General features: G+C 59.4%; 31 protein-coding genes and 1 pseudogene. 19 read left to right on the forward strand and 13 right to left on the reverse strand.

Annotated elements, in window-relative coordinates; genetic code table 11:
- The first annotated feature begins 66 nt into the window (after nt 1-66).
- Together betB and ACR0ID_RS11135 are read left to right on the forward strand one after the other, a co-directional pair.
- Complete coding sequence (betB, locus tag ACR0ID_RS11130; RefSeq protein ID WP_480605393.1) at nt 67-1,521, forward strand: betaine-aldehyde dehydrogenase; 1,455 nt, start codon at nt 67-69, stop codon at nt 1,519-1,521.
- A gap of 119 nt (nt 1,522-1,640) precedes the next feature.
- Nucleotides 1,641-3,008 carry an MmgE/PrpD family protein gene (locus tag ACR0ID_RS11135; protein WP_480605396.1) on the forward strand — a complete coding sequence of 456 codons (1,368 nt, stop codon included), beginning with the start codon at nt 1,641-1,643 and terminating at the stop codon, nt 3,006-3,008.
- Nucleotides 3,009-3,066: 58 nt separating this feature from the next.
- On the opposite strand, the gene ACR0ID_RS11140 is transcribed toward ACR0ID_RS11135, so the two are convergent.
- The 5 genes from ACR0ID_RS11140 to ACR0ID_RS11160 are packed head-to-tail and all read right to left on the reverse strand — an operon-like array spanning nt 3,067 to nt 7,698.
- The gene (locus tag ACR0ID_RS11140; protein WP_480605399.1) at nt 3,067-5,214 is read right to left on the reverse strand and encodes a hypothetical protein; all 2,148 of its coding nucleotides are present in this window, start codon (nt 5,212-5,214) and stop codon (nt 3,067-3,069) included.
- Nucleotides 5,211-6,080, reverse strand: a complete 870-nt coding sequence (gene motA, locus ACR0ID_RS11145; protein ID WP_480605402.1) for a flagellar motor stator protein MotA — start codon at nt 6,078-6,080, stop codon at nt 5,211-5,213. Before motA ends, ACR0ID_RS11140 begins: the two co-directional genes overlap by 4 nt.
- Nucleotides 6,081-6,127: 47 nt before the next feature.
- Nucleotides 6,128-6,712, reverse strand: a complete 585-nt coding sequence (locus ACR0ID_RS11150; RefSeq protein WP_480605405.1) for a MotE family protein — start codon at nt 6,710-6,712, stop codon at nt 6,128-6,130.
- Nucleotides 6,709-7,191: a hypothetical protein gene (locus ACR0ID_RS11155; protein ID WP_480605408.1), complete on the reverse strand. Its 483-nt coding sequence runs from the start codon at nt 7,189-7,191 to the stop codon at nt 6,709-6,711. Before ACR0ID_RS11155 ends, ACR0ID_RS11150 begins: the two co-directional genes overlap by 4 nt.
- A 9-nt stretch (nt 7,192-7,200) precedes the next feature.
- A complete protein-coding gene (locus tag ACR0ID_RS11160) occupies nt 7,201-7,698 on the reverse strand; it encodes a flagellar basal body-associated FliL family protein (RefSeq protein WP_480605411.1) in 498 nt (165 codons plus the stop codon).
- A 118-nt stretch (nt 7,699-7,816) separates the two neighbouring features.
- On the opposite strand from ACR0ID_RS11160, the pseudogene fliF reads away from it, so the two are divergent.
- The 4 genes and pseudogenes from fliF to fliP all read left to right on the forward strand — a co-directional run bounded on the left by fliF (nt 7,817) and on the right by fliP (nt 10,991).
- Nucleotides 7,817-9,384, forward strand: a pseudogene (fliF, locus tag ACR0ID_RS11165) (flagellar basal-body MS-ring/collar protein FliF).
- Nucleotides 9,384-9,980 carry a FliH/SctL family protein gene (locus ACR0ID_RS11170; protein WP_480605414.1) on the forward strand — a complete coding sequence of 199 codons (597 nt, stop codon included), beginning with the start codon at nt 9,384-9,386 and terminating at the stop codon, nt 9,978-9,980. Before fliF ends, ACR0ID_RS11170 begins: the two are co-directional and overlap by 1 nt.
- Nucleotides 9,973-10,260 carry a FliM/FliN family flagellar motor switch protein gene (locus ACR0ID_RS11175; protein ID WP_480605417.1) on the forward strand — a complete coding sequence of 96 codons (288 nt, stop codon included), beginning with the start codon at nt 9,973-9,975 and terminating at the stop codon, nt 10,258-10,260. Before ACR0ID_RS11170 ends, ACR0ID_RS11175 begins: the two co-directional genes overlap by 8 nt.
- Nucleotides 10,260-10,991, forward strand: a complete 732-nt coding sequence (fliP, locus tag ACR0ID_RS11180; protein ID WP_480605420.1) for a flagellar type III secretion system pore protein FliP — start codon at nt 10,260-10,262, stop codon at nt 10,989-10,991. The genes ACR0ID_RS11175 and fliP overlap by 1 nt, the downstream gene beginning before the upstream one ends.
- A 102-nt stretch (nt 10,992-11,093) precedes the next feature.
- On the opposite strand, the gene ACR0ID_RS11185 is transcribed toward fliP, so the two are convergent.
- Nucleotides 11,094-11,693, reverse strand: coding sequence for an MlaC/ttg2D family ABC transporter substrate-binding protein (locus ACR0ID_RS11185; protein WP_480474300.1), 600 nt, complete (start codon nt 11,691-11,693; stop codon nt 11,094-11,096).
- A complete protein-coding gene (locus ACR0ID_RS11190) occupies nt 11,683-12,453 on the reverse strand; it encodes an MlaA family lipoprotein (RefSeq protein WP_480476848.1) in 771 nt (256 codons plus the stop codon). The genes ACR0ID_RS11185 and ACR0ID_RS11190 overlap by 11 nt, the downstream gene beginning before the upstream one ends.
- 350 nt (nt 12,454-12,803) lie before the next feature.
- On the opposite strand from ACR0ID_RS11190, the gene ACR0ID_RS11195 reads away from it, so the two are divergent.
- Genes ACR0ID_RS11195 through ACR0ID_RS11210 form a run of 4 tightly spaced genes read left to right on the forward strand, consistent with a single transcriptional unit; the run spans nt 12,804 to nt 15,546 of the window.
- Nucleotides 12,804-13,259, forward strand: a complete 456-nt coding sequence (locus ACR0ID_RS11195) for a RidA family protein (RefSeq protein WP_480474299.1) — start codon at nt 12,804-12,806, stop codon at nt 13,257-13,259.
- Nucleotides 13,256-14,023, forward strand: coding sequence for a glycerophosphodiester phosphodiesterase family protein (locus ACR0ID_RS11200; protein WP_480474298.1), 768 nt, complete (start codon nt 13,256-13,258; stop codon nt 14,021-14,023). Before ACR0ID_RS11195 ends, ACR0ID_RS11200 begins: the two co-directional genes overlap by 4 nt.
- A gap of 45 nt (nt 14,024-14,068) precedes the next feature.
- Nucleotides 14,069-15,256: a GNAT family N-acetyltransferase gene (locus tag ACR0ID_RS11205; protein ID WP_480605424.1), complete on the forward strand. Its 1,188-nt coding sequence runs from the start codon at nt 14,069-14,071 to the stop codon at nt 15,254-15,256.
- Nucleotides 15,253-15,546 (forward strand): 4a-hydroxytetrahydrobiopterin dehydratase, encoded by a 294-nt coding sequence (locus ACR0ID_RS11210; protein WP_209505128.1) that lies wholly within the window; start codon nt 15,253-15,255, stop codon nt 15,544-15,546. The genes ACR0ID_RS11205 and ACR0ID_RS11210 overlap by 4 nt, the downstream gene beginning before the upstream one ends.
- Here the strand turns inward: ACR0ID_RS11210 and ACR0ID_RS11215 are convergent.
- The 4 genes from ACR0ID_RS11215 to ACR0ID_RS11230 form a co-directional block, all read right to left on the reverse strand.
- On the reverse strand, nt 15,543-15,854 hold the full coding sequence (locus ACR0ID_RS11215) for a hypothetical protein (RefSeq protein WP_480518027.1): 312 nt from the start codon (nt 15,852-15,854) through the stop codon (nt 15,543-15,545). The genes ACR0ID_RS11210 and ACR0ID_RS11215 overlap by 4 nt on opposite strands.
- A gap of 15 nt (nt 15,855-15,869) precedes the next feature.
- Nucleotides 15,870-16,217, reverse strand: a complete 348-nt coding sequence (locus tag ACR0ID_RS11220; RefSeq protein WP_480605427.1) for an EF-hand domain-containing protein — start codon at nt 16,215-16,217, stop codon at nt 15,870-15,872.
- Nucleotides 16,218-16,227: 10 nt separating this feature from the next.
- Nucleotides 16,228-16,473, reverse strand: a complete 246-nt coding sequence (locus tag ACR0ID_RS11225; RefSeq protein ID WP_209598444.1) for a glycine zipper 2TM domain-containing protein — start codon at nt 16,471-16,473, stop codon at nt 16,228-16,230.
- 103 nt (nt 16,474-16,576) lie between these two features.
- Entirely contained in the window at nt 16,577-17,062 is a 486-nt protein-coding gene (locus tag ACR0ID_RS11230) for a redoxin family protein (RefSeq protein ID WP_480605429.1), read from the reverse strand.
- Between the two features lie 99 nt (nt 17,063-17,161).
- Between ACR0ID_RS11230 and ACR0ID_RS11235 the strand changes: the two genes are divergently transcribed.
- Genes ACR0ID_RS11235 through ACR0ID_RS11250 form a run of 4 tightly spaced genes read left to right on the forward strand, consistent with a single transcriptional unit; the run spans nt 17,162 to nt 19,763 of the window.
- Entirely contained in the window at nt 17,162-18,373 is a 1,212-nt protein-coding gene (locus tag ACR0ID_RS11235) for an NAD(P)/FAD-dependent oxidoreductase (protein WP_480605431.1), read from the forward strand.
- Nucleotides 18,370-18,930 carry a 16S rRNA (guanine(966)-N(2))-methyltransferase RsmD gene (gene rsmD / locus ACR0ID_RS11240; protein WP_480474291.1) on the forward strand — a complete coding sequence of 187 codons (561 nt, stop codon included), beginning with the start codon at nt 18,370-18,372 and terminating at the stop codon, nt 18,928-18,930. The genes ACR0ID_RS11235 and rsmD overlap by 4 nt, the downstream gene beginning before the upstream one ends.
- On the forward strand, nt 18,923-19,558 hold the full coding sequence (locus tag ACR0ID_RS11245; RefSeq protein WP_480605433.1) for an HAD family hydrolase: 636 nt from the start codon (nt 18,923-18,925) through the stop codon (nt 19,556-19,558). Before rsmD ends, ACR0ID_RS11245 begins: the two co-directional genes overlap by 8 nt.
- A gap of 25 nt (nt 19,559-19,583) precedes the next feature.
- Nucleotides 19,584-19,763 (forward strand): hypothetical protein, encoded by a 180-nt coding sequence (locus ACR0ID_RS11250; protein WP_480605435.1) that lies wholly within the window; start codon nt 19,584-19,586, stop codon nt 19,761-19,763.
- Here the strand turns inward: ACR0ID_RS11250 and map are convergent.
- Entirely contained in the window at nt 19,751-20,563 is an 813-nt protein-coding gene (gene map / locus ACR0ID_RS11255; protein ID WP_480493965.1) for a type I methionyl aminopeptidase, read from the reverse strand. The genes ACR0ID_RS11250 and map overlap by 13 nt on opposite strands.
- Nucleotides 20,564-21,051: 488 nt before the next feature.
- Nucleotides 21,052-21,597 (reverse strand): TetR/AcrR family transcriptional regulator, encoded by a 546-nt coding sequence (locus tag ACR0ID_RS11260; RefSeq protein ID WP_480605438.1) that lies wholly within the window; start codon nt 21,595-21,597, stop codon nt 21,052-21,054.
- Nucleotides 21,598-21,705: 108 nt separating this feature from the next.
- Here ACR0ID_RS11260 and ACR0ID_RS11265 point away from each other — a divergent pair, with 108 nt between their 5' ends.
- From ACR0ID_RS11265 to ACR0ID_RS11285, 5 genes are read left to right on the forward strand one after another with little or no spacing between them, the layout of a single operon-like run.
- Nucleotides 21,706-22,407: a type 1 glutamine amidotransferase domain-containing protein gene (locus tag ACR0ID_RS11265; RefSeq protein WP_480493964.1), complete on the forward strand. Its 702-nt coding sequence runs from the start codon at nt 21,706-21,708 to the stop codon at nt 22,405-22,407.
- A 56-nt stretch (nt 22,408-22,463) separates the two neighbouring features.
- On the forward strand, nt 22,464-23,444 hold the full coding sequence (locus ACR0ID_RS11270) for an MBL fold metallo-hydrolase (protein ID WP_480605441.1): 981 nt from the start codon (nt 22,464-22,466) through the stop codon (nt 23,442-23,444).
- A 15-nt stretch (nt 23,445-23,459) separates the two neighbouring features.
- On the forward strand, nt 23,460-24,137 hold the full coding sequence (locus ACR0ID_RS11275) for a cupin domain-containing protein (protein ID WP_480518013.1): 678 nt from the start codon (nt 23,460-23,462) through the stop codon (nt 24,135-24,137).
- 4 nt (nt 24,138-24,141) lie between these two features.
- Nucleotides 24,142-24,816, forward strand: coding sequence for an SDR family NAD(P)-dependent oxidoreductase (locus tag ACR0ID_RS11280; protein WP_480605442.1), 675 nt, complete (start codon nt 24,142-24,144; stop codon nt 24,814-24,816).
- Entirely contained in the window at nt 24,816-25,901 is a 1,086-nt protein-coding gene (locus tag ACR0ID_RS11285) for a flavin monoamine oxidase family protein (protein WP_480605444.1), read from the forward strand. The genes ACR0ID_RS11280 and ACR0ID_RS11285 overlap by 1 nt, the downstream gene beginning before the upstream one ends.
- Nucleotides 25,902-25,956: the final 55 nt, after the last annotated feature.

Consider the following 25,956-nt stretch of genomic DNA (forward strand, 5'->3'; position numbering starts at 1 on the left):
CCATTAGGGCCGATTCAAAATGACCAAATGCCCCGCCCGGACGGGGTCGAGCGAAAAGGACACGGTATGAAGTTTCAGCCCAAGGCCAGCCATTTCATCGACGGCACCTATGTCGAGGATACCGATGGCGCGGCCATTGACGTGATCTACCCCGCTACCGGCGAGGTGATTGCCCGTCTGCATTCGGCAACACCGGCGATTGTAGAAAAGGCTCTGAACAGCGCGAAAACCGCTCAGGCAGCTTGGGCCGCACTGACCGGAACAGAACGCGGCCGCATTCTGCGCCGCGCGGCCGACATTATGCGCGACCGCAACTACGACCTGTCGGTTCTGGAAACCCATGACACCGGCAAACCGATTCAGGAAACCACGGTGGCAGATGCCACATCGGGTGCAGATGCGCTGGAATATTTCGGCGGGTTGGCCGCCTCTCTGACCGGCGAGCATATTCCGCTGGGCGGTGGAGATTTCGTCTACACCATCCGTCAGGCGCTGGGCGTTTGCGTGGGCATTGGTGCGTGGAACTATCCCACGCAGATTGCCTGCTGGAAAGGTGCCCCGGCGCTGGCCTGCGGCAACACAATGGTCTTCAAGCCTTCGGAAACCACGCCCCTTTCGGCATTGAAAGTGGCCGAAATTCTGGTCGAAGCCGGCGCACCCAAGGGTGTCTACAACGTGATTCAGGGCTATGGCGACGTGGGGGCCGCACTGGTCACCGATCCGCGTGTAGCCAAGGTCTCGCTGACCGGATCGGTGCCGACAGGCCGCAAGGTCTATGCCGCGGCAGCTGACGGCATGAAGCACGTCACCATGGAGCTGGGCGGCAAATCTCCGATGATCGTCTTTGAGGATGCCGACATCGAAAACGCGGTTTCCGGCGCGATCCTTGGCAATTTCTATTCATCGGGCCAGGTCTGCTCCAACGGTACCCGTGTCTTTGTGCAAAAAGGAATCAAAGATGCCTTCCTGAAACGCCTGTCCGAACGTCTGGCCAATGCCAAAATCGGCGATCCGATGGACGAGGACGTCAGCTTTGGCCCGATGGTCAGCGAAAACCAGTTGAACATCGCGCTGAGCTATGTCGACAAAGCCAGGGCCGAGGGCGCAAGGCTGGTGTTCGGCGGCAACCGGATCGAAGGCGACGGTTTCTACATGCAGCCAACCGTTTTTGCGGAAGTGAACGATGACATGACCATCGCGCGCGAGGAAATCTTTGGCCCCGTCATGTCGGTGCTGGATTTCGACACGGAATCCGAGGTCATGGCCCGTGCCAATGACACCGAATTTGGTCTGGCCGCAGGCGTCTTCACCAATGACCTGACCCGCGCGCACCGTGTTGTGGCCGGGTTCGAGGCGGGGACCTGTTATATCAACACCTATAACCTTGCCCAGGTCGAAGCCCCGTTCGGGGGATCGAAAATGTCGGGTGTCGGACGCGAGAATTCGAAGCTGGCGATCAACCATTTTTCGGAAATGAAAACAGTCTACGTGTCCATGAATGGCGTCGAAGCCCCGTACTAGGGTCTCTTCTTCATACGTTTTCCTCTGTTCCCGACATTTGGCGTCGGGAACAGAGTACAAGCCCGCCCTTACCTGTGGCTGACTTTCCTGTACCGGCCCCGCCCGACAGGAGAGCTCTCATGACGCATAACCCGCAGACAGATACATTTTCCAGGGTTGCCGATTTCACGCTGACCCGCGCAGCCTCGGACATGCCCGAAAGCGCACTAGAGGCCGCGGCGCTGATGATGCTCGACACGATGGGGATCCTGATCGCATCCGGCCCGATGCAGGCAGGCGTGATCGCGCGGGACACGGCGGCGTTGCTTTATACCAGCTCCGATTCTGCTTATGGCGCACGGATGCTGTTCGATGGCCGTACCGTCAGCATGGCAGGTGCTGCCTATGCCGCCGCTACGCAAACCGACAATCTGGATGGTCACGATGGATATAACCCCACCAAGGGCCATATTGGGGTGGTCGTGTTGCCAGCGCTGTCCGCACTGGCCGAACATTGCCCGAACCTAACCGGACCCGAGGCTTTGGCAGCGGTCGTCACCGGGTACGAGGTGGCCGGGCGCGCGGGCCTGTCACTGCACGCCAGTGTCAGCGACTACCACACATCCGGTGCCTGGAACGCGCTGGGCGTGGTCGCGATGGCGGCGCGCCTACGCGGATTGTCTGCCGACCAGATGCGGCAGGCGATGGGGATCGCCGAGTATCACGGGCCACGCAGCCAGATGATGCGCGAGATTGCCAACCCGACAATGCTGCATGACGGGTCGGGCTGGGGCGCGATGGTGGGGCTTTCCGCCGCTGTTCTGGCCGAACGCGGCTTTACCGGCGCGCCCGCCATCACCATCGAGGCGGAAGAGGTCAAACCCTACTGGGATGATCTGGGCACCTTCTGGCAGGTCGAACATCAATATGTAAAACCCTATCCGATCTGTCGCTGGGCCCATGCCGCGATTGATGGCGTGCGCGCTGTCATGATCGCGCATGACCTGACCAGCGCGCAGATCGAAACAGTGCATATCAACAGCTTTCATCAGGCGGCCTGTCTTTTTGCGGGGCTGCCCGAAACAACTTCGCAAGCGCAGTATTCCCTGCCATTTGCCGTGGCCGTTCAGGCCGTTTACGGGCGCATCGGCGTTGAACATATCTCAGGGTCTGGCCTGTCTGATCCAGCGGTCGCCAATCTGATGTCCCGCATCACGGTCGCGGAAAGCGAACACCACAGCGTCCGGTTTCCTGAAGGGCGCTGGGCAGATGTCACGATCACAACAACGGATGGCCGTGTTCTGAAATCCGGGGATATTCATGCCCGCGGCGGCCCCGAGGCCCCCATGACACGGGACGACGTCATCGCCAAATACATGCAGTTTGCAGCCCCTGTGCTTGGGGAAGTACGTGCCGACCGCATCCGTCGTGTAATACTTGGCTGGCCGGACAAAAGCGTGCGGTATGCAGACCTGACACCGCTGATTTTTGATCCGCCAGAACCGTGAACCGCGCCCCGTCCTGCCTGGATCGATCCGGGCAATTGGTCCGGTCGGTTGGGAAACCTCACTCCACCCTGACCGTGTTCAGCATTTCGACGATCCTCTGCCGCGTTGCCTGACTGTCCTCCAGTAGGCTTCCCGCATCAGCCAGCGGCTTGCCTGACACGCGAACCGGCGGGGCCAAAAGGGCCTCCGCAGTTTGGTTGAGGCTTGCGTATTTTCCGTCAGATGGCCCCGATCTTTTCCCCGGCAACCCGGCCAGCCATAGGTATCGGTTCGCCTCGTCCTGTTGCCCGCGGCTCTGCATGAGTTCGGCCACTGCGGCGTAGTCCTGCACCTTGTCCAACGCCTGCGCCCGCAGGACGAGCGCCTCATCCGAGGTATCATTGGCCAGCTCAAGCATGGCCTGTTGCGGGCGGTCCGACAACAACGCCGCACGGGCGCGCAAACGGGCGCGCTCTGATCGCCGGGCCTGATCTTCAGGCCTGTTTGTCAGCGCAACGGCCTGATCGGCAAAGCCAAGCACGGCCAAGCGTTCGGCCAGTGCAATCGCGGTATCCGTGGACAGCGCCGCCATGCGATCCGACTGCTGCACCAGCGTAACCTGACGCAAAAAGGTAAGGTCGTCTGATCGCTCTGCCAGCAATTGCAGGTGACGGTTGAAAGCGCTGTTGCTGTCCGGGCCGTCTGGCAAAGACTGGATCACATCGAATGCGCTGTCGAAATCCTGACTCAGACCCAGGGCAATCGCATGGGCGCGGTTCATCATCGGGCCCAGTTCGGATCGCCGGAATTCGATCGCGTAAGACGCGGCCAGTTCAAGTTCCCTTGAAGACACGGTCTTGCGGTCTGACCACCGATTTTCCACCAGCCGGGCCAAAGCCAAAGGCGCTTCGGTCTTTGTCCCGGCCGAGGTCGCGACCTCGGTCAGCAGGGCCTCTTCAAGGGCGCCGTTGCCTTCGGCTTCGGCGACGCCAGCCCGGGCCAGCGTGGCGTTCGGGGACGGGTTCTGTTCAACCCAGTCGACCGAACGCATTATCCTGCGCGCGGCCTCAAGCTCTTGCGCGTTTGTCAGGATATCCGAAAGCCGCGCGCCAAGATGGCGGCGAAGATGCTCTGGCAGCTTTGCAAAGCTGTGTTCGATGGCTTCAAGATGTGCGTCGGATGCCAGCTGACCTTCGGACAGCACGGCCCAAAGTGCCACGTCGCCGTTACACCGTTGCTGGCCCCTGAATGGATTTGGCACCTGTGCTGGCCGCTCATCCACCAGCCGTGCAATCCCTTCAACATGTCCAGCCTCTTCCGATGGGGTGTTCAATAACTGCAAAACCTTTTGCGCCTCGGCCCCAAAGCCGTGATAGGCATAGAGCTTTGCCAGGCTCAGCGCGCTTTCCGCGTCAAGACGGTCGAACTCTTTGTATAGGGCGGTGCGCAAGGCGGACACCTGCTCTGGAAACGGGCGCGTCCCGGACCATGTCGTGAACCCCAGTTCAGCCGTTGAGATACAAACCGGGTTGTCGTCGATCTGCTGCAAACCAGAGTTCAGAATGTCCTGCAGATCATCCAGAACCGAGGTCACGCGGATGTTCGATGTCAATCCGGGTAACAGCGTCACGGCCTCGGACGAGGCAGAACGGCGCGGTCCGACAGGTGCCAGATTCAGGTCAAGCAGCTCACGATCCGCCCCTTGCACCAGACGGGTCGACAATTGATCCCTGATCCCTTGCGTCTGCCCGGTCAGAAGCGGCAGGTCGAGCTGGGAAGGAAGCTTTTGTTCCGGGGGCTGAGGTTTCAGAGCATCCCGATTTATTCGGGTCGGCGGAGGGATATCTGCAAGTAGGGGCGGCAGGGCTATTGCTGGTGCAATGTCCAGAACGATCATCGAGTTTCGAAACAGGAACGCCGACGCCGTGCAATCGCACCCGAATTCCAGCTCAAGCGCGCCACCGGGTTGCGCCTGCGACAGCGCGGCCAGCCGATCTGATGTCAACCGCGCAAACACCGAACCCGTCCGAAATGTGACACCCTTCAGGTCAATTGCCAGCTTGGCACCGTTCTTACGCTGGCTCAGAACCCAGCCCGTATCCGGTGGAACGTTGAAAACCAGCCGGGTGTAGCCGTCATGTTCACCGGACCGCACAATCACCTCTTCAGAGGTTGCGGCCGTTGCAAGAGTGATCAACGCTGCAACCAGTATCGCGGTTTGCCTCATGCCGCTGCCCGTTTGAGCTCTTTCAAGGCATCCTCAAGCTCAGAGAAACCGGGGCGGTTATGCGTTGGTGTGTTCTGGCGTCCCACCTCAATGCACATTGCGGCATTGTGGTTGTGCAGGTTTGCAACCAGAACTTCCTTGATCAGCTGATAGAAGTGGCTGTCTTCCTCGACCACAGATTTCAGCTTGGCCGCAAAGGGACCAACCAGACCGTAGGCCAGAAAGACGCCCAGAAACGTACCCACAAGGGCGCCGCCGATCAGTTTTCCCAGAACTTCCGGTGGCTGATCAATAGACCCCATTGTCTTGATTACCCCCAGAACGGCGGCGACAATTCCAAGCGCGGGCAGGCCATCGGCCACGGTTTGCAAGGCGTGGCTCGAATGCAGGGCATGGTGGAAATTCGCCTCCATCCGCTTCTCCAGAACCTCTTCGACCTGATGCGGATCGTCGTAATTCATCGCCGCGGACCGCATCGTGTCGCAAATCAGATCAACCGCTTCTTTGTCGGCTAGAATTCTGGGGTAGGACGAAAACAGGTCAGAGCTGCCGGGGTCTTCGATATGCTGTTCCACCTCTACCGGATTGGCGCGGGCAATGCGAATGAGGGAAAACAGCAGACACAACAGGTCGCGGTAATCTTCGGGCTTCCATTTCGGGCCTTTAAAGACATTCCCCATGTCCTTGATCGTGTGTTTCACGCCGCCGATGTCGTTGCTGATCAAAAAGGCACCAACTGCGGCACCACCGATCATCATCATTTCAAACGGAAGCGATTTTAGAATGATGGCCATCTTACCGCCAGCGGCCAGATAACCGCCGAAGACCATAACGAAAATGATGACAATTCCAACAATTCCAATCATCTGAGATCTCCGGCTATGTGTGTTGCAACCGCGGGGGACACGGGCGGCTATTCCTGCGGGGCCGAGGCGTTTCGGCCCGCCATGACAACGCTGATCGTATAAGCCGCTTCGGGGCTGAGCCCCGCCAGAACCCCGGCTGCCGCATCCGGTGGCATGCGTGACAGAAACCCGGCGGCAAAGGTCGGGTCCATGGTTTCGAACAGGGCAGCCGCGTCTTTCGGCTTCATGTTCTGATAGACATCGGTCAGGCGCGTCAGATCGTTTTCCGCCGCCCTGTCCGCCAGGGCCAGAGTGGTGCGCAACGACTCCTCGGCCTCCTCAAGCGCGGCCATGCGTATCTCGATAGCCTGGCCCGCGATTTCCAGAGCGTTTTCCCGCTCGCGCAGCATGTCTTCCTTTTTCTTGACACGCTCTTCGCGGCGCAGAAGCTCGGTCAGCAGAACCTGCATGTCACGGGTGTCCGACGGGGCGGGTTCATCGTGTTCCGCCTCAGGTTTGGCGGGTTTGGCAAAGGCGGGTCCGGCTTCCAGCCCGATGCGGATGGCGGCCGAGCCGATCATCAGCAATGAGATCACGGCAAGCACCCCTCCGCGGGGTCGCGCGTTGGGATTGTTGGTCCGCGCGCGGCTCATGCCTGCGCCTCGCCTTGCTTGCGGTCATGCCGGAAGAACATCAGCCCCTCAGGTGGTCGTGCCTGTTCTTCGGGCGCAGCGGCTTCGCTGGCCTGCGGCTTGGGCTTGTCTTCGTGCTTCACGCTCTCCGGCACTTCGGTGGCGGTGTTTGTCGCGGAAACCTCTGCCTCGGGCTGGGGGTCACTGTCTTTCTCGGGCACGACGTCATGCATTGACGCCATCATGAGTTCCAACCGCTGTGCCACCGTTTCGGCGCGCCCCGTCAGCGCCCTAAGCTGTTCGCCCGACTGGTCAGAGGCGTTGCGTGCATCATCCAGTGATTTCCGCAACTCTTCCGCTTGGGTCGACAGCACCGCCACCGCGCCGCCGACGCCCTTTTCAAGATCGGCAAAACGCTTGAGACGGCGCGACAGAACAAGACAATACAGACCCGCACCCATGGCGCCGGCGACCAGCAAAATATCCGCAATCAGCTCCAATTTCGCCTCCTAGTTCAGAACAAATTCCATCACCAGCACGTCGCGCACGCGACCTTCGCCAACGACAATCTCGATACGGCGCAGCAGGTGGCCCCGGATACACATCAACGCCAGTGAATCCTCAAGATCCTTCAATTCGACGGCCCGCAGATACCCGTTCAGGACATCCATGATTCGCGGTCGCATTTTTTCCACGTCAGTCATGTACGGGGCGTTAACCTCAAGCTGTGCATGAAACTTCAGATGCCGCGCGCCGCCGGAACTCACTGAAACGATCACCGGCGGCAAATCGAGAAAGGCAACATCCGCTAATGCCTTGGCCGGTTCTTCTTTTTCCACGTCATGGCTTTCCGCCTTCTCGGCCTTGTTCCCCAGCGGCAGCAGCCCGGACGAGGTCAAGAAATACCCACCGGCGGCACCGGCGATGGCCAGAATCACCCCGACGATGATCCCTTTTTTTCCCTTCTTTTCCGGGGCTTCCGCCTGTTCAGCCGTTGCGTCGGTCATGACGTCCTCATTCCTGTGATCTGTCCTGTCATAACCTTGCAGGGACTAACCGATTGTTAAGGGCAATCGTCCAAACAGAGGATGCGCCGGGCAGAATGTCGGCGAGTCGGAGGTGAGCGTGCAGCAGATCGGAACTGTCTGGGCAAGTTTGGACAGGCGTAAGCAAATCGTCGTTGCCGGTGCTGTTGTGCTGGTGTTTCTGGGGATCCTCGGGATGTCGCGCCTTGCGACGGCACCGTCGATGACCCTGCTTTACGCGGGTCTGGAAAGCAGTGCCGCCGGGGACATCGTGCGTGCGCTGGATCAGCGTGGCGTGACCTACGAGATTCGGGGCCGATCAATTTACGTCTCTGGCGCACAACGGGACGAGCTGCGGATGACTTTGGCCAGCGAAGGACTGCCTACCAACGGCAACAAGGGCTATGAACTGCTGGATTCGCTGAACGGCTTCGGCACCACATCCCAAATGTTCGATGCTGCCTACTGGCGCGCGAAAGAGGGGGAACTGGCGCGCACAATCGTGGGCAGCCCGCATGTCAACCAGGCCCGCGTTCATATCGCCAACGGCTCTGCCAATCCGTTTCAGCGCAGCGTCGCACCGACGGCTTCGGTTTATCTGGTGCCCTCGGGGGGCGATATCACTGGCGATCAGGCCAAGGCCATCCGGTTTCTAGTCGCCTCTGCCGTTAGTGGTCTGTCGCCTGAAAGCGTGACAGTGATCGATTCGAACGGGTCCGTGATTGGTGGGCAGGACACCGCCGTGGCCGCCGACACGGCAGATGACAAGGCGCGGCAGCTGCGGGAACGGGTTCTGCGTCTGGTCGAAGCGCGAGTTGGCACGGGGAATGCCGTGGTCGAGGTCAGCGTCGATACTGAAACCAGGACAGAATCCCTGCGTGAGCGGCGCTTTGACCCCAAGGGCAGGGTGGCGATCAGCACGGATGTCGAGGAACGCTCCGACAGCGCGCGCAACCAGTCAGCCGATGTCACGGTGGCCTCAAACCTGCCCGACGGCGATGGTGCGGGGGGGGACGAATCGAATTCGACCGCGACCCAGACACGTGAGCGGGTGAATTACGAGGTTTCCGAAACCGAGCTGGAAGTGCACACCGCCCCCGGTGCGATCAAACGCCTGACGGTTGCCGTTCTGGTCAACGGAACGCGGGCGCTGAATCCTTCACGCCGCTGCCGCAAACAGAACTCGACGCACTTGAGGAACTGGTGGCCTCGGCTGTGGGATTTGACGCCGCGCGCGGGGACGTCATCACGCTGAAATCATTGGATTTACCAGTGGTCACGCCGCAAGGCACGCTGGTTTCCTCTTCGCTTTGGCAAAACATCCATCTGGACGCCATGTCACTGATTCAGATGGCAGCGCTGGCGCTGGTGTCACTGGTGCTGGCGTTGTTCGCGATCCGTCCAATCCTGATGAAACCCGCGATGGTCCCGGCGCTGTTGCCGGTCGCGGACGGAGGGGCTCCGGCCCCGGCGGTCCTGACCGGTGAAATCGCGGCGGACGGAACGGCAGAGTTCACGCCGCTGCCCCAACAAGGGGCCGTTCCCGTGCTTGGGGTCAGTGCCATCGGGGATCCGGTTGATCGGTTGCGCGCAATGATCGGCGACAAGCAGGAAGAAACGGTCGAGATCCTGCGCAGCTGGCTTGAAGAAGGTGAGGAGCGCGTGTGATGTCCATCGCTCATCTGCTTGAGGATTTCACCACCCGGACCAGCGCCGGAGCCGTTCTTTACCTGGACGAGGAAACGCTGGAGGAACAACGCCTTGCCGCGTTCGAAAACGGGTACGGCGCCGGTTGGGAAGACGCCGCGCAGGCGCAGGAACAGAACCGCGACCGCGTTTCGGCCGAACTGGCGGGATCGCTCGAGGATATGTCCTTCACCTATCACGAGGCGCTTACCCGGATGACATTGTCTCTGGAACCGATGTTCGAAAGCCTGGTTCAGACCATATTGCCTGACATGGTCGAACGCGGGTTGGCCGCCCGGATCGTCGAACAGCTTTGCGAAATGGCGCGCACGGAAATCGAACAACCGATGCAGATCATGGTGCCGGAAGGGTGCGCGCAAGCAGTGCAATCCCTGCTGCCGCAGACCCTGCACTCCGCACCGCGCGTCATCGAAGACCCTGGCCTGGCCCCCGGACAGGCGCGATTGCAGGTCTGCACAAGCCGGCGCGAGATTGATTGCGCGACCCTGCTGTCCACCATCGCACAGGCATTTGACGCATACGTCTTTGAGGCAAGAAAGGCTTTGTCCAATGAATGACACCCAGTTCCCGAAAACCGAAAAACCCAATCCTTTTGAAACTGTTCCGATTGAAGTGACCGTTTCGGTAGGTCGCGCCCGCCCGTTGATCCGGGATTTGCTGAACATGGGTGAGAACGCGGTTCTGACTCTGGACAAGCAGATCGAGGACCCGGTCGACCTGTATGTCGGGGATCAGCTGGTGGCGCGCGGGGTGCTTGAGGAGATGGAAGGCGATCAGGTGGGGCAGCTGGCCGTGCGCCTGACCGAGATTGCGGATCTGCAAAACGGAATCGGCTGATGCGCTATGTGATCTGTCTGGGTCTGGCTGTAGCGGTGTCCCTGCCGTCGATGGCGGCGGCTCAGGATGTGATCCTGTCGCTGGGCGAAGGCGGTTCGATCTCGGCCCGCACCATCCAGCTGATCCTGTTGATCACGGTGCTCAGCATTGCTCCGGGTCTGGCGATCATGATCACCTGCTTCCCGTTTCTGATCACCGTGCTGTCGATCCTGCGGCAGGGTGTTGGCCTTCAGCAATCACCGCCGAATATGCTTTTGGTCAGTCTTGCGCTGTTTCTGACCTATTTCATCATGGACCCGGTGTTCACCGAGGCCTGGACCGCGGGAATACGCCCGATGATGGAAGAAACCATGGCGGTCGAGCCCGCGCTGGAACGCGCGTTAGAGCCGTTTCGTACCTTCATGGCGAACCGGCTGGATTCAGATACGTTTTATGCAATGGCGGCCCTGCGCCCCGGCGGTGACGCGATCGAGCTGTCAGCCCAGGCCCCACTATCGGTATTGATGCCCTCTTTCATGCTGTCCGAGATCGCGCGCGCCTTTCAGATCGGGTTCCTGATCTTCCTGCCCTTTCTGATCATTGATCTTGTGGTTGCAGCGGTATTGATGTCGATGGGCATGATGATGGTGCCACCTGCCATCGTGTCTTTGCCGTTCAAGCTGGCGTTTTTCGTAATCGCCGACGGGTGGGCTTTGATCGCAGGCGCGTTGGTTCGCAGCTACATGCCGTAAATCTGTCAGGCACGCGCATCACGAGAAAGGGTCAGGCAGACCCGACCCTCTTGAACTTCCAAAAACACGAGCTGTCCGGCACACTTTTGTGCCGGAAACGGCTTAACCCGTCTTTTTCAGGTCCGTGATCAGTTGATTCAGATTGCCTTTGCGGGCGTCCAGCATCGCGCCGATTTCGGTTCGCTCGGTCAGCAACAGATTCACGCCTTCGATGAACATGTTGTAGAACTTGTCCCGACCTGATTTGTCGGAAACAAGGAACGTTACGTCGAACGGGGCTGATCCGCGCAGCTTGACCAACGTGCGAACCTCGTACCCGGCTTTGATCTTGCGGGCATTGCGAACATCGACCTCACCGCCGATAAATTCACGAAAACGGCGACCGTATTTACGCGAGATATAGCCCTGAAATGCAGCGGTGAACTGTTTCAGCTGGGTCGGGCTGGCTGTGCGGGCGTCCGCACCCAACGCATAGCGCGCCATGATCGGCACATCAGCATATTGAACAAAGATCTTTTCGAAATCGCGCAGCATCGCTTTTTCGGATTTACCCGACTCGATCACCCGGTTGATGTCGGAAACCACGTTGGTCACAAGCGCCTTGGCGGCGGCCTCGGTCTGGGCAAAGGCAGGTACGGGCAGCACTGCCAGCGCAAGCCCGGCTGCGATAAAATGGCGACGGTTCAACGCGTTATTCAGCATAGGGGTCCTCATAGGGGTCAAGATAGGGGTCCCTGACCGGGTCCGTCCCGGTTTCGGCATAGGGGTCAGAATACAAGTCCAGATAGGCGTCTTCGTCATCTCTTGCCAGTTCGAAGCGGCGGTTTTGCAGATAGATCAGGCGAGCCTGCGCATAGCTGTCGGCACTTTCGTAAAGAATGGAATCGACAGTATCCGAGAACCGACCCCGATCCCCCATGCGCCGCACGATTTCGGCGTAGACGCCAAGATTGTCGGCGGGGCGGGTCGGGCTGAAATTGATCGGATTCGAGAACAGGTTGACCACAACCCCGATCGCATCCCTTTGGGTCGACGGTCCATAGAACGGCAGCTCGACATAAGCGCCTTCGCCAACCCCCCAGACATGCAGGGTCTCACCGAAATCAGTGTCAACGGGTGGCAGGTTCAGCTCATCAGCGGGCGAGGACAAGCCAAAGCCGCCGACGGTCATGTTGATCACAAAGCGCAACAGAGCATTGCCCATCTGTTTTGGGTTGCCCTGAAGCAGGTAGTCAACTGCCTGACCGGGCAGCGAGATGTTTTCGGCAAAAGTGCTGAAACTGGTGACCATCGGGTCAGGAACGATTTTGACATACCCTTTCGAGGCCGGACGGAACAGGAACCGGTCAACACCCAGATTGAACTTGTGAATTCCCCGGTTCGCATTTTCGTACGGATCAAACACGTCGCTGCGCAAGGCACCCTCTGGCGGCGTTGTTGCGCAAGCGGACACAAGGGCCATGACCGACAGTAAAACAAGGTGTTTCAGGCGAAATCTGCTCGACACGATCTTTGTTTCTCCTAAATGGCCCGGCACATGCGCCCGCCGGACATTCAATCAATAATCCACCAAAATCCACGTGCCGGGGTGGCACAAGTTGCAGTCACATAGTCGTTTCAGGTCTTAAATGAAACACCTTGCGTGTAACCTGTTCATCACGGTGGGGTAAAGTGACCGTCGATCAACAGTGAGTTTTCAGTAAAGATACGCTCAGATCGCAGGAAGGCCGAAATTTGCCGGTTTCCGTCTTTCCCAATCCGTGCTTCCCGGTTAGCGTCCCGCTGAGTTGAAATTAGGGAAGGACCCTCGCAATGAGCATCGCTGCAAAACTGGAAAGCCTCGGTGTAACGCTGGAAGACGCGCCCGCGCCTGCGGCCAACTATGTGCCTTTTGTGCGTGTCGGCAACATCCTTTATGTATCTGGCCAGATCTCGAAGACTGATAAGCTGATCACCGGAAAACTGGGCGATGACTTGGATGTCGAAGCCGGGGCTGCGGCGGCGCGTGTCTGCGCGATCAACCTGCTGGCACAGGTCAAGGCGGCTTGCGGCGGTGATATCGAAAAGCTGGTCCGCGTGATCAAGCTGACCGGCTTCGTGAACTCGACCGCTGAATTCACGGCACAGCCGCAGGTGATCAACGGCGCGTCCGATTTTCTGGTCGAGGTGCTGGGCGATGCCGGTCGCCATTCGCGTTCCGCCGTCAGCGCGGCGTCGCTTCCGCTGGGTGTCGCGGTCGAGATCGAAGGGATTTTCGAAATCGAATGACGCCGCCCCTACCAGATGTGTTTTTGCAGGCCCCGATTGCGCATCGGGCGCTGCACGACATTACCAAGAACCGCCCGGAAAACAGCCGGGCGGCCATTCGTGCCGCGATTGAAGCTGGCTACGGGATCGAGATCGATCTTCAACTGACATCGGACGACCAGGCAATGGTCTTTCACGATTATGACATGACCCGTCTGACCGGGCAGTCGGGGCCCATTCAGCAGGTCACGGCACTGGCCGCCTCTGGCACGCCGCTTCTGCATGGGGATGACGGCATTCCGACACTGGATGATGTGCTGGAAATTGTCGCGGGCCGGGTGCCGTTGCTGATCGAATTAAAGGATCAGGACGGGGCGATGGGCACGAAGGTGGGCGCGCTTGAACGCGACACCGTACGCGCGTTGCAGGGCTACAAAGGCCCGGTGGCCCTGATGTCCTTCAATCCCAACTCGGTCGCTGAACTGGCGCGGCTGGCCCCGCATCTGCCGCGCGGGATAACGACCTGCGCGTATGAGCCCAGTGTCGAGCTTTTGCCGCAAAGCGTCTGCGATCACTTGCGCGATATCCCGGATTTCGACCGTGTCGGCGCCAGTTTCATCAGCCACGAAGCCGCAGACCTGTCGCGCCCCCGCGTGGCGGAACTCAAGGCGCGGGGCGTGCCGATCCTGTGTTGGACAATCCGGTCGCCCGAACAAGAGGCAGAAGCCCGCAAGGTTGCCGACAATGTGACCTTCGAAGGCTATTTGGCTGCGCATTCGACTTGAACCCCCTCCGTGCGGTCACAGATAAAGGACAGGCGCGGAGGACATATGGATCAGGCACAGATCGAGGTTCAGGTACTGGGCGCTCTGTCGCAGATTTCAGCGGCAGAGTGGGATGCCTGCGCCTGCCCCGAAGCTGCCGATGGCGGGCGGCCGCTTGATCCCTTTACCACACATCGCTTTTTGCTGGCGCTGGAAGACAGCGGCTCGGTCGGGCGTGGCACCGGCTGGCAGCCGCAATACCTGACTGCCTATCTTGACGGGATGCTGATCGCGGCGGCCCCGATGTATGCCAAGTCGCACAGCCAGGGCGAATACATCTTCGATCACAGCTGGGCCCATGCCTATGAAAATGCGGGCGGGCGGTATTACCCCAAACTGCAAATCGCGGTGCCGTTCACCCCGGCAACCGGGCGGCGGTTTCTGGTGCGTCCGGGCTATGAACGGATCGGTATGTCGGCGCTGGTTCAGGGGGCGGTGCAGCTTGCGGCTGACAACCGGGTTTCGTCCCTTCACGCGACCTTCTGTACCGAGGATGAAGCATTGGTTGGCGAACAGATGGGTCTGATGCTGCGCCGATCGCAGCAGTTTCACTGGCTGAACGATAACTATTCGGATTTCGACGGCTTCCTGAGCGCGCTGTCGTCGCGCAAGCGCAAGACTATCCGGAAAGAACGCGCGCAGGCCTGTGGTTTTGGCGGCGAGATTCGCACTCTGACCGGTGACCAGCTGCGCCCCGAACATTGGGACGCGTTCTGGCGGTTCTACCAGGACACCGGATCGCGCAAATGGGGCTCACCCTACCTGACGCGGCGGTTCTTTGATATTGCACAGGGTACGATGGCAGATGACATGGCCCTTGTGCTGGCCGAACGGAATGGATTTCCCATTGCGGGTGCGTTGAACTATATCGGCCGTGAAACCCTTTTTGGGCGTTATTGGGGTTGCATCGAACATCATCCCTGCCTGCATTTCGAACTGTGCTATTATAGGGCAATCGACTTTGCCATTGCCCAAGGTCTGGCCCGGGTCGAGGCAGGCGCACAGGGCGAACACAAGCTGGCGCGAGGGTACCTGCCAACACTCACGCATAGCTTGCATTGGGTCGGCGATCCGGGTTTTGCTGATGCGGTCAAGAAATATCTGGACGCCGAAGGCCACGCAGTGGAAGAAGAGATCGAGATTCTGACGGATTACGGCCCGTTCAGGAAATCGAACCCGGAGGAACAGCAATGACCGAACTCTTGTCGACCGAAACCCGTGGCCCGCTGCTGGATCCGCTGTTCAAAAACGGTTGGACCATGGTTGAAGGCCGCGATGCGATCACCAAGACCTTCATTTTCGACAATTTTGTCCACGCCTTCGGCTGGATGACACAGGTGGCAATCTGGGCTGAGAAGTGGAACCATCACCCCGAATGGTTCAATGTCTACCGCACGGTCGAGGTTGTCTTGTCCACCCATGATGTGGGAGGCCTGTCGTCGCTGGATGCCAAGCTGGCCCGCAAGATGGACAGTCTGTGCTAGCGATCGTTGCGGCCTGACCCTTCACCGCCAGCCAGCGATGCGGCAGTGCCCATCTGCCGGAACTCGACAGGCGTGACAGTGCCGTCGCTGACATCAATCGCCCTTGGAATACCCGTGGTCTTGTTTCCGATCTGCCGCACGCTGCGCGCGGCCGGGTTGATATCCAGACACTTGTTTTCATAACAGGTCAGGCCAGACAGGTTGATCTGTATGCGGGCCTGCCCGTCCGGGCCTGTCACCAACGGGGCCTGCGGCACGTCACAGGCTGCAACCAGCCCCAGCGCCGTCACCCCAAGCCATTTGTTCATCCCAAACTCCTGCTGTTAATCAAGCTGACCATTCCCATCCTGATCGGCGGACAGGAAATCCTCGCCCATCTGGGTGTCAAATTCTGGTCTTGAGATCACGTTGTCGCCGTTTCGGTCAGCGCTGCGGAACAGTTTGATGTCCATGAACGGTTTGGCCTCGGCCTGACCCAAAGTGCCGTTCCTGTCTTCGTCCATCGTCTGAAAGGCGTAATCCGAGAAAGCATCGAACTCGTCTTTGGACAGGAACCCGTCATTGTTGGCGTCGATGGCCTTCAACTCGTTTTCGTGCAGTTCAGCCACGCTCTCGGCGTGACCCGAACCGGCCAAAGCCACCATGAATATCACCAGGCTTAGCTGTTTCATATCGACCTCCTCAGCACGCGAATCTCTGACCTTCGATGCCGCCAGCGGCAGCGCCCGCCGCGGTCAGGATCGTCTTGCCAGATCCGCCACCAAACTGGTTGCCGATTGCGCCCCCGATCAGCGCCCCGCCCAACGTTCCGCCCAGACAGGCGATTTCGTGCTGGCGTGCGGCTTGCTGTTGCGGGGTTGGGGCCGGTCCGCAGGCCGCCAAAAGAGCCGCGCCGGACAGTAATAGGTAGAACGCGTTAAGTTTCATGAAAAAACTCCCCGTATGAATACGCCAAGTATTCGCGCTCTGGGGCGGTGCTTCAAGTTAAATTGGCGGCGAAAGGCCCCGGTCGGACCGGGGCCGATCAAAATCAGATCACATCCAGCAGGCCTTCTCCGGCGGAAATTTCGCAGGCGCCGGGGTTTTCTTCCATATTCAGCACCGAGACTTTGCCATCCTCGACCAGCATTGCATACCGCTTGGACCGCGCGAAAAGCCCCACGGGCGGCGCGTCGAAATCCATGCCGATTGCCTTGGTGAACTCTGCCGCCGCGTCCGATACCATGGTCAGCCCTGCCTCGGTCGCGCCCGTGGATTGCCCCCACGCCTGCATCACAAATGGATCATTGACCGAAAGGCACAGGATCTCGTCCACGCCCTTGGCATCAAACTGTTTCTTCGTGCGGATAAAACTGGGCACATGGGCGGTCGTGCAGGTGCCGGTATAGGCCCCCGGCACGGCAAAGATCACCACCTTGCGGCCTTTGGTCTTGTCTGAAATCCGCACCTCTTCTGGCCCGTTCGCACCCATCTGGATCAGCGTTGCTTCGGGCAGGGTATCTCCTGTTGAAATCATTATTCAGCTCCTGTCGTTTGGATTTGCAGAATTGGGCTTAGCCGCAATATAGGTGGTCTGAACACGGTGACCACTTGAAAACTGCGGGGTAGGCAAAGCATGAGCCATATTGTCGTGATCGGCGCGGGGCAGGCAGGCGCGTCTTTGGTGGCCCGTCTGCGCAAGGACGGGTTTGCGGGTGAGATCACTCTGATCGGGGCCGAGCCGCATCTGCCCTATCAACGCCCACCCCTGTCCAAAGCCTATCTGCTGGGCGAGATGGAGCTTGAGCGTCTGTTCCTGCGGCCCGAAAGTTTTTACACGGAAAACAACATCACCCTGCGTTTGGGTCAGCGCGTCACCGGTATCGACCCCAAGGCCAAAACGGTCACCCTGGGGGATGAGGTTATCTCATACGACGAACTGGCGCTGACCACCGGGTCTGACCCGCGCCGCCTGCCCGCAGCGATTGGTGGCGATCTGGACGGTGTGCATGTGGTGCGCGATCTGGCCCATATCGACGAGATGGAGCCCAAAGTGACCGAAGGCGCCCGCGCGCTGATCGTGGGCGGCGGGTATATCGGCCTCGAAGCTGCCGCCGTCTGCGCCAAGCGCGGCGTCAAGGTCACTCTGGTCGAGATGGCCGACCGTATCCTGCAACGGGTCGCAGCACCCGAGACCAGCGACTATTTCCGCGCGTTGCACAGTGCATACGGCGCTGACATCCGCGAAGGCGTCGGGCTGGATCATCTGATCGGCGAAAACGGCAAGGTCACCGGTGCGGTTCTGACTGACGGAACAAAGCTGGACGTTGATTTCGTTGTGGTTGGCGTCGGCATTGCACCCGCAACCCAACTGGCCGAGATGGCGGGGCTGGACCTGGACAACGGGATCAGAACCGACGCCCATGGCCGCACGTCCGACCCGTCGATCTGGGCGGCTGGCGATTGCGCCTCCTTTTCCCATGGCGAAGGCCGCATCCGTCTGGAAAGCGTCCCCAATGCCATTGATCAGGCCGAGATTGTGGCCCAGAACATGTTGGGCGCGGCCAAGGACTATGTGGCAACCCCGTGGTTCTGGTCGGATCAATATGACGTCAAGCTTCAGATCGCGGGCCTGAACACCGGATATGACCGCGTGGTGACGCGACAGGGCGAAGGGCAGACCGTATCCTTCTGGTACTACAACGGCGACAAGCTGATTGCAGTCGACGCGATGAACGATCCGCGCGCCTATATGGTCGGCAAACGCCTAATCGAAATGGGAAAAACGGCCGACCCGGATGTCGTGGCCGACCCTGGCGCAGACCTTAAATCGCTGCTCAAGGCATGAGGATCATCGCCGGAGAGTTCCGCGGTCGCGCCCTGACCCCCGTCGGCAAAGGCGATGCGGGCGCACATCTGCGCCCGACCACCGACCGGGTGCGCGAAAGCCTGTTCAACGTGCTGGCCCATCAGATCGATTTCGACGGCCTGCGCGTGCTGGACCTGTTTGCTGGCACCGGGGCGCTTGGGCTCGAAGCGCTGTCACGCGGTGCGGCGCATGTCACCTTCGTCGATGACGGGCGCGTGGCCCAGGGTTTGATCCGCAAGAATATCGACCTGACCCGCAGTGCCGGGCGCACCGACCTGATCCGCCGCGATGCAACCCGGTTGGGCGAAAATCCGGACGCGCCCTACGATCTGATCTTTCTGGACCCGCCCTATGGCAAGGCCATGGGACAGAAAGCCATCGCCGCGCTGGCCAATGGCTGGATCGCGGATGATGCGCTGCTGGTTTGGGAAGAAAACTCACGGATGCAGGCCCCGGCCGGGTTCACGTTGCACGACAGTCGCAAATATGGCGACACGTATATCTCATTGATGCGGAACGGTGATCAGAGTGCATGATCTGGTCATTTTCGATTGCGATGGCGTTCTGGTCGACAGCGAGGTGATCTCGAACCAGGTGTTGGCGGACAATCTGGCGGGCTATGGCCTGCACCTGACCTTGCCCGAATGCATGTCCCTGTTTGTGGGCGGAACCATGGTCGGGGTGCGTGACAAGGCGCGTGCGATGGGCGCAGACCTGCCCGAAGACTGGATTGATCAGGTCTATGCCGAAACCTACGACCGCCTGCGCGCCGGTGTGCCTTTGGTGCCGGGTGTCGCGGACCTGCTTGCGGCGCTGGATCAGCGGGGCATCCCCTATTGCGTGGCCTCAAACGGCAGCCCGGACAAGATGCAGATCACGCTCGGCCAGAACGGGCTTTGGGACCGGTTCAAAGATGTGATGTTCTCGGCCCATGTGCTTGGCACCGGCAAGCCTGATCCAAAGATGTTCCAACTGGCGGCGGAACATTTTGGCGCACAGGCCCCCGTGGTTATCGAAGACAGCCACAATGGTGTTACAGCTGCAATCCGGGCCAATATGCGCTGTCTGGCCTACGCGCCGCATGGCGGTGGTGACAGGCTGGCCGATCTGGGGGCCGAGGTGATCACGGATATGTCACAGGCACACCCGCTGTTGCGACTTTGACCCCCAACTGTGCTATGGTGCAGCCATGGACCATGCTCTGACACCCTTTGCCTGGAAAATCTCCCGCGACGCCGAGGTCGCGACGAAACCTGACCGCAAACCCCTGCGTGCACCGGTGTTCATTCACGACGCGGTTACCCCTTGGGGGGCTGAGACGATGTTGCTGAAACTCCTGCGCGAACAGGCTGCCGATCAGGACGAATAGGTCGGGTGAAACTTGCCGCCCGGTGATAGGGTAAAGATATCGACCCCATTCGCCGTTACGCCTACCGAATGCTCGAACTGTGCCGACAGCGACTTGTCGCGGGTCACGGCGGTCCAGTCGTCGGCCAGCGTCTTGGTTTCGGGACGGCCCAGATTGACCATCGGCTCGATGGTAAAGAACATGCCTTCCTCAAGAACCGCGCCGGTGCCGGGACGGCCATAATGCAGCACATTCGGTGGCGCGTGGAACACGCGGCCCAGACCGTGCCCGCAAAAGTCGCGAACAACACTCATCCGGTGCGCTTCGACATAGGCCTGAATGGCATGGCCGATATCGCCGAACGTGTTGCCCGGCTTGACCATCTCGATGCCCTTGAACAGTGCGTCATGGGTCACCTGGATCAGACGCTCGGCCTTGCGCGGCAGCTTGCCCGCCACATACATGCGCGAGGTGTCACCGAACCAGCCATCCACGATGACAGTCACATCGATGTTCAGGATATCGCCTTCCTTCAACTTCTTGTCACCGGGAATACCGTGGCAGACCACATGGTTCACACTGATGCAGCTGGCGTGCTCATACCCCTTATAGCCGATCGTGGCCGAGGTCGCGCCCGCATCCTCGACCATCTGCGTGATTAGCCCGTCAATCGCACCCGTGGTCTGACCGGGAAAGACATGCGCGGCAATATCATCCAGAATCCGCGCCGCCAGAGCGCCCGCCGCGTGCATCCCGGCAAAATCACCCTGTTCATAGATGCGGATACCGTCCTTGGTCAGGCGGCCACGATGCTCTTTCATCGACGCAAAGCTCCAAATGTTACGCGCGGCACTTCTTTTACGCTGCTTGTGCAGAAAGTACCAGAGGGCGTCATGTTGCGGGTGTCAGATGGGGCAAAAAGCAGCAAGTTCAAGCATCGGCTGACCGAGGGGTGTTTTGATTGTTGGCATCGGCGTTTCGTGACGCAGAAAACCCTCGCATTCACAGCGATGGGTCATCGGTAGCGCCGCGAGGTTCCCGCTTGCGGGCATTCAGCCGTGCAGATTTCTACAAAATCTGAATAATTCTTTGCTGCATCCAGGAACAACCAACAACAGCTGCGCCAGATTTTTTACCGAAGAGAAGGGCGGTTCCTGCGTAAGGAGCGTACTGTAAGCCTCGGTTCGCAATACACGCGTTGGAAAGGAAGGCTACGGTGAGATTACGCATTCTACCTTGATGACACTTACGAGAACATCTTTTTGATGAAGAATGTCGTAGTCGAACTGGGCAGCTCCAAACTCGGTTCCTATCCCTGGCCAATGCCGCGAATTGCCGCTTTGGCGACCTGATCAAATATTGATCGGTCGCTTGAAGCGGAGGCGACAATCATGCCGCCCTCCAAGGCCGCGACGATGAGGCCTGCGGTATCTTCGGCATTCTTGACCCCGTGCTTGGTGAATAGGTTTTCTAACCATGCCTTGTTCATCTCGAAGAAGGCTTTTGTGCGTTTGTTGACGTTTTCGGGCAGCCCAATGGCTTCGGCGCCCATGACGGCGCAAAGGCATATGGACTCGTTCAGCACCAGCGCACCGGAATAGAGCGCCACGAAACCTTCCAATGCAGAATGCAGATCGTTCAGGTCAATCTTGTCCAGTTCTGCCTTGAATTGCTCGGCGTAGCGGGTGACGAGAGCCTCCCCGAGATCCGGTTTGGTGGGAAAATGGTAGTGAACGCTGGCACTTTTGATTCCCACATCGTTGGCCAGATCACGGAAACTCATCTCCGAAAAGCCCGCACTGCGCACGCGTTTCTCGGCGGAGATGAGAATTTTTTCTTTCATTGTCAGTGGCATGACTATCTCCAATCTACCGATTGATAGATAAACGTTGACAGCCCAGGAATCAACTTCTAACTGTTATCTACCTAGTGATAGATAGTCATTCATGAAAGGAACACGCTGATGGCTACTGGAAACAAACAAAAACGCGTCTTGCTGGTCATGTCGTCCGTTGACGAGATGGGCATCTCGGGCAAGCAAACCGGCACCTGGTTCGAAGAGGTCGCAACCCCGTATTACGTCCTGACGGAAGCGGGCTATGAGGTTGTTTTTGCTTCGCCCAAAGGCGGCAACGCACCCATTGACCTGCTGTCGATGAAGGCTCCGTTCACTACCGAAAACACTGACCGCTTCTTCAACGATCCGGTGGCCATGTTCGCGGTACAGAATACCCGCAAACTGCGTGAGATCGACTATTCGACCTTCGATGCGCTCTTCATTCCGGGCGGCTATGGCCTGATCTGGGACCTGGCTTCTGACAGCTATGCCATCAAGATGATCCGGGAGTTCTACGAATCCGACCGGCCTGTCGCGATGGTCTGCCACGCGCCGGCCATACTGCGGGATGTCAAGAAGTCAGACGGCAGCTACCTGGTTGAGGGCCTCAGCCTGACCGGCTTCAAGAACGACGAAGACAACGAGATCGAGCTTCTGCATCACCTTCTGTTCTCGCTTGAAGACGAGTTGAAACGCCGTGGTGCCACCTACGTCAGCAAGGCCAACTGGGAAGCCAACGTGGTCGAAGATGGCGCCCTGATGACTGGTCAGAGCCCGGCGTCGGCACCCCCACTCGCGGAAGCGCTCAAGCAGCGTCTTGCTGCCTGACGCAAATCGCCGGGGCGGGCAATTGTCCGCCCCGGCAACCCGAAACGGAGAAGACCATGCCCACCAAGCTTCAACCCATCGACAGTGTCGAGATTCTTGTTCTCATCGACAACCGGACGGACAGCCTGTCCAGCGTGCCCGAGGGGTTCACCCATGAGTGGGACAATCTCCACAACGCCGGGATGGAGCAGATCTCGGGTGCCGGTCAATGTTGTGCAAATCACGGCCTGGCGTTGATCATCACAGCCCGGCGCGGCGAGACGGAACATACATTGCTCTTTGACGCCGGGCCGGTCGATTTTGCCGTCGAATACAACGCGTCGCGGCTTGGAACATCCTTTGGCACCATCGACGCGATCGCTCTGTCGCATGGCCATTGGGATCATGCGGGCGGTATTCCAGCGGCCATCGATCTGATCCGCAAGGACGGCCGGACCGGCGAGTTACCGGTTTATCTGCATCCCGGAATGTTCCGAAAACGTGCTTTTCCGCTTTCGTCAGGAGAACTGATCGAAATACAAGAAATCGCCACACCCGAAGAACTGGCTGCGCAGGGCGCAACACCCGTTGTCACGGATCAACCGGTCAGCGTGTTGGACGATATGCTCTATATTTCGGGCGAAATTCCCCGTGTCACGGATTACGAGGTCGGGTTTCCGGGCCATGTCCGCCGCACCGAAGACGGCGCGGGTTGGGAAGACGACCCGCTGCTCATGGACGAACGCTATGTCGCGGTGAATATCGCGGGCAAAGGTCTGGTGGTATTTTCTGCCTGTTCACATGGGGGTATCGTCAACGTCCTTCATGCCGCTCAGCGCGATTTTCCCGGCGTGCCGATCCATGGCCTGACCGGCGGCTTTCACCTTGCCGGTGGCAATGAAAAGATCATCGACCAGACCGTCGCCGACTTTGCGCAATTCGACGTCGACCTGATCATGCCCGGCCACTGTACCGGGTGGCGTGCGACGAACGCACTGGAACGCCGGTACGGCAAGCGGGTCGTGCCAATCGCCGTCGGCATGAAGTTCAACCTTTGAGAAAAGGACAAGAAGATGGAATTCAACGCAAACTTTGATGAACGTGCGGTTGTCCATTCGGAAAATGAACCGTGGATCGCCTCACCTATGAAAGGTGTCGACCGGCGGATGCTGGATAGGATCGGCGATGAGGTTGCACGGGCAACAACAATTGTTCGCTATGCACCGGGCAGCGCCTTTTCAGCCCATACACATACAGGGGGCGAAGAGTTTCTGGTGCTCGATGGCGTCTTTCAGGACGAACACGGGGATTTTCCCGTTGGCACCTATGTGCGCAATCCGCCGACCACCTCGCATACGCCAAGCGCGGCGGACGGGGCAACGATCCTGGTCAAGCTTTGGCAGTTCGACCCGGAGGACCGCACACAGCTGACAATCGACACAAACGCGCAGGACCCGCGCCCGGTTGCAGATGGCATATCCGAAATCCCGCTCTTTGAGGATTCCCGTGAACGGGTCCGGATCGAGGTCTGGGACGCATCGGCACATGTAAACGTGACCGGGCACAAGGGGTTCGAGGCACTGGTGATCGACGGCAGCTTCACCGAAGGCGGAGAGGTCTTCCAGAAGAACTCATGGCTGCGTCTGCCACCGGGTATGGCGCTCAACGCCACGGCCGGGTCGGAAGGTGCCCGTCTTTGGATCAAATCCGACCACCTGGCGCAACCGCCAATCATCCCGACCCAAGGATAGGACAATGGACAAACCTCTCGCGATCGTCGCCGGTGCCGGCCCCGGCCTTGGACAGACGCTGGTCACGTCATTTGCTCAGAACGGATATTCGGCCTTTGGCCTGAACCGGACCGTGCCGCAAGGCGCCAGTACCACGCTGGCTGTCGATCTGACCGAACAGCACTGGAGCAGGGCAAAGCTCCGGGACATGATCTGCACCCATGGCCCGCCCAAGCTTGTGGTCCACAACACGGCGAACCTTGTCATCTCGCCCTTCGAGGAGACAAGCACGGATGACTTCGAGGCGACCTGGCGTTCCATGGTCCTGTCAGCGGTCATTCTGGCGCAAGGTGTTTTGCCCGCGATGGCCGACACCGGGGGCGGCACCTTCATCGTGTCTGGCGCCACGGCCAGCCTGCGCGGTGGCAAGAACTTCTCGGCTTTCGCTTCGGCCAAGGCAGGTCTGCGGGCATTGACCCAGTCACTGGCCCGGGAATATGGACCCAAAGGTGTGCACGTCGTGCATGTGATCCTTGACGGGATCGTCGATACAAAAGCCAGCCGGGATCTGCACAGCATGGATCCGTCGCGGATGATGCAACCGGCAGATATCGCAGACACCTATCTCGCGCTCGCCAGCCAGCCAAGATCCACCTGGACTCACGAACTGGATCTCAGACCCATGGGGGAGACATTCTGATGCAAACGGATATTCTCATCGTTGGCGGCGGCCTGTCTGGCCTCACCCTCGCGGACCACCTGACGCAGAGGGGTGCAGATTTCCTTCTGATCGAGGCGCAGAACCGCCTCGGCGGGCGCATCCTGACCAAAGAGCTGTCGGGTGGAAAATTCGACCTTGGCCCGGCCTGGTTCTGGCCCGGCCAGCCGCGTATGGCCGCCTTGGCGCAGCGTTTCGACATCCCGGTCTTCGAACAGTATTCAACCGGGGATCAGATGTATCAGGACCAGTCCGGCGCTGTCCAACGCGCCCGCGGCTATGCGTCGATGCAGGGTTCCTACCGGCTGGCCGGAGGCATGGGTGCCCTGACCGGCGCGCTTGCCGGATCGCTGGGTGCAGGGCGTATCCTGACACATACCAGACTCAGATCGGTCCGGCATTCTCCCGGCAAGATCACCGCATTTCTCGACCATGACGGCGGACCTTATTCTGTCGAAGCCAGACAGATCATGCTGGCCATCCCGCCGCGGGTGATTGCGGATACCGTCAATTTTGAACCAGCGCTGGATGCGGATCAGATCCAAGCCTTGAAAAACATTCCGACCTGGATGGCCGGGCAAGCCAAGATTCTCGCGGTTTACGATGAGCCCCATTGGCGCAACGCTGGGCTTTCAGGTGACGCGATGAGCCACCGCGGCCCCATGGTCGAAATTCATGATGCCTCCCCCATGAAGGGAGGACCTTATGCACTGTTCGGATTCGTCGGATACCCCGCCGATATGCGCGCGACACACAAAGAAGCCATGATGGACCAGGCCTTGGCGCAACTCACGGCCATGTTTGGCCCCAAGATGGCGCAACCCCTTGATCTGGAACTGCAGGATTGGGCAACAATCGCGGAAATCTCCCGCATGCAGGATCATGTTCCGGCTCGCTTCCACCCAAGCTACGGCTTGCCTTCGATCCTTAACAGCCTTGCAGCACGAGGTGTCCATCTCTGCTCAACCGAAACCGCGCACGGGTTCGGCGGATATCTTGAAGGCGCTCTGGAGGCCGCTGAGAAAGTTGCAAAACGCGCGGCTCGATCTATGGAAACCAAGGTCTGACCGACATTTGACTGTCACCCTTTGTCCTGGATGGATCATTGATCTGCACGATTTC

Source organism: Ruegeria sp. AL2, assembly GCF_056540845.1.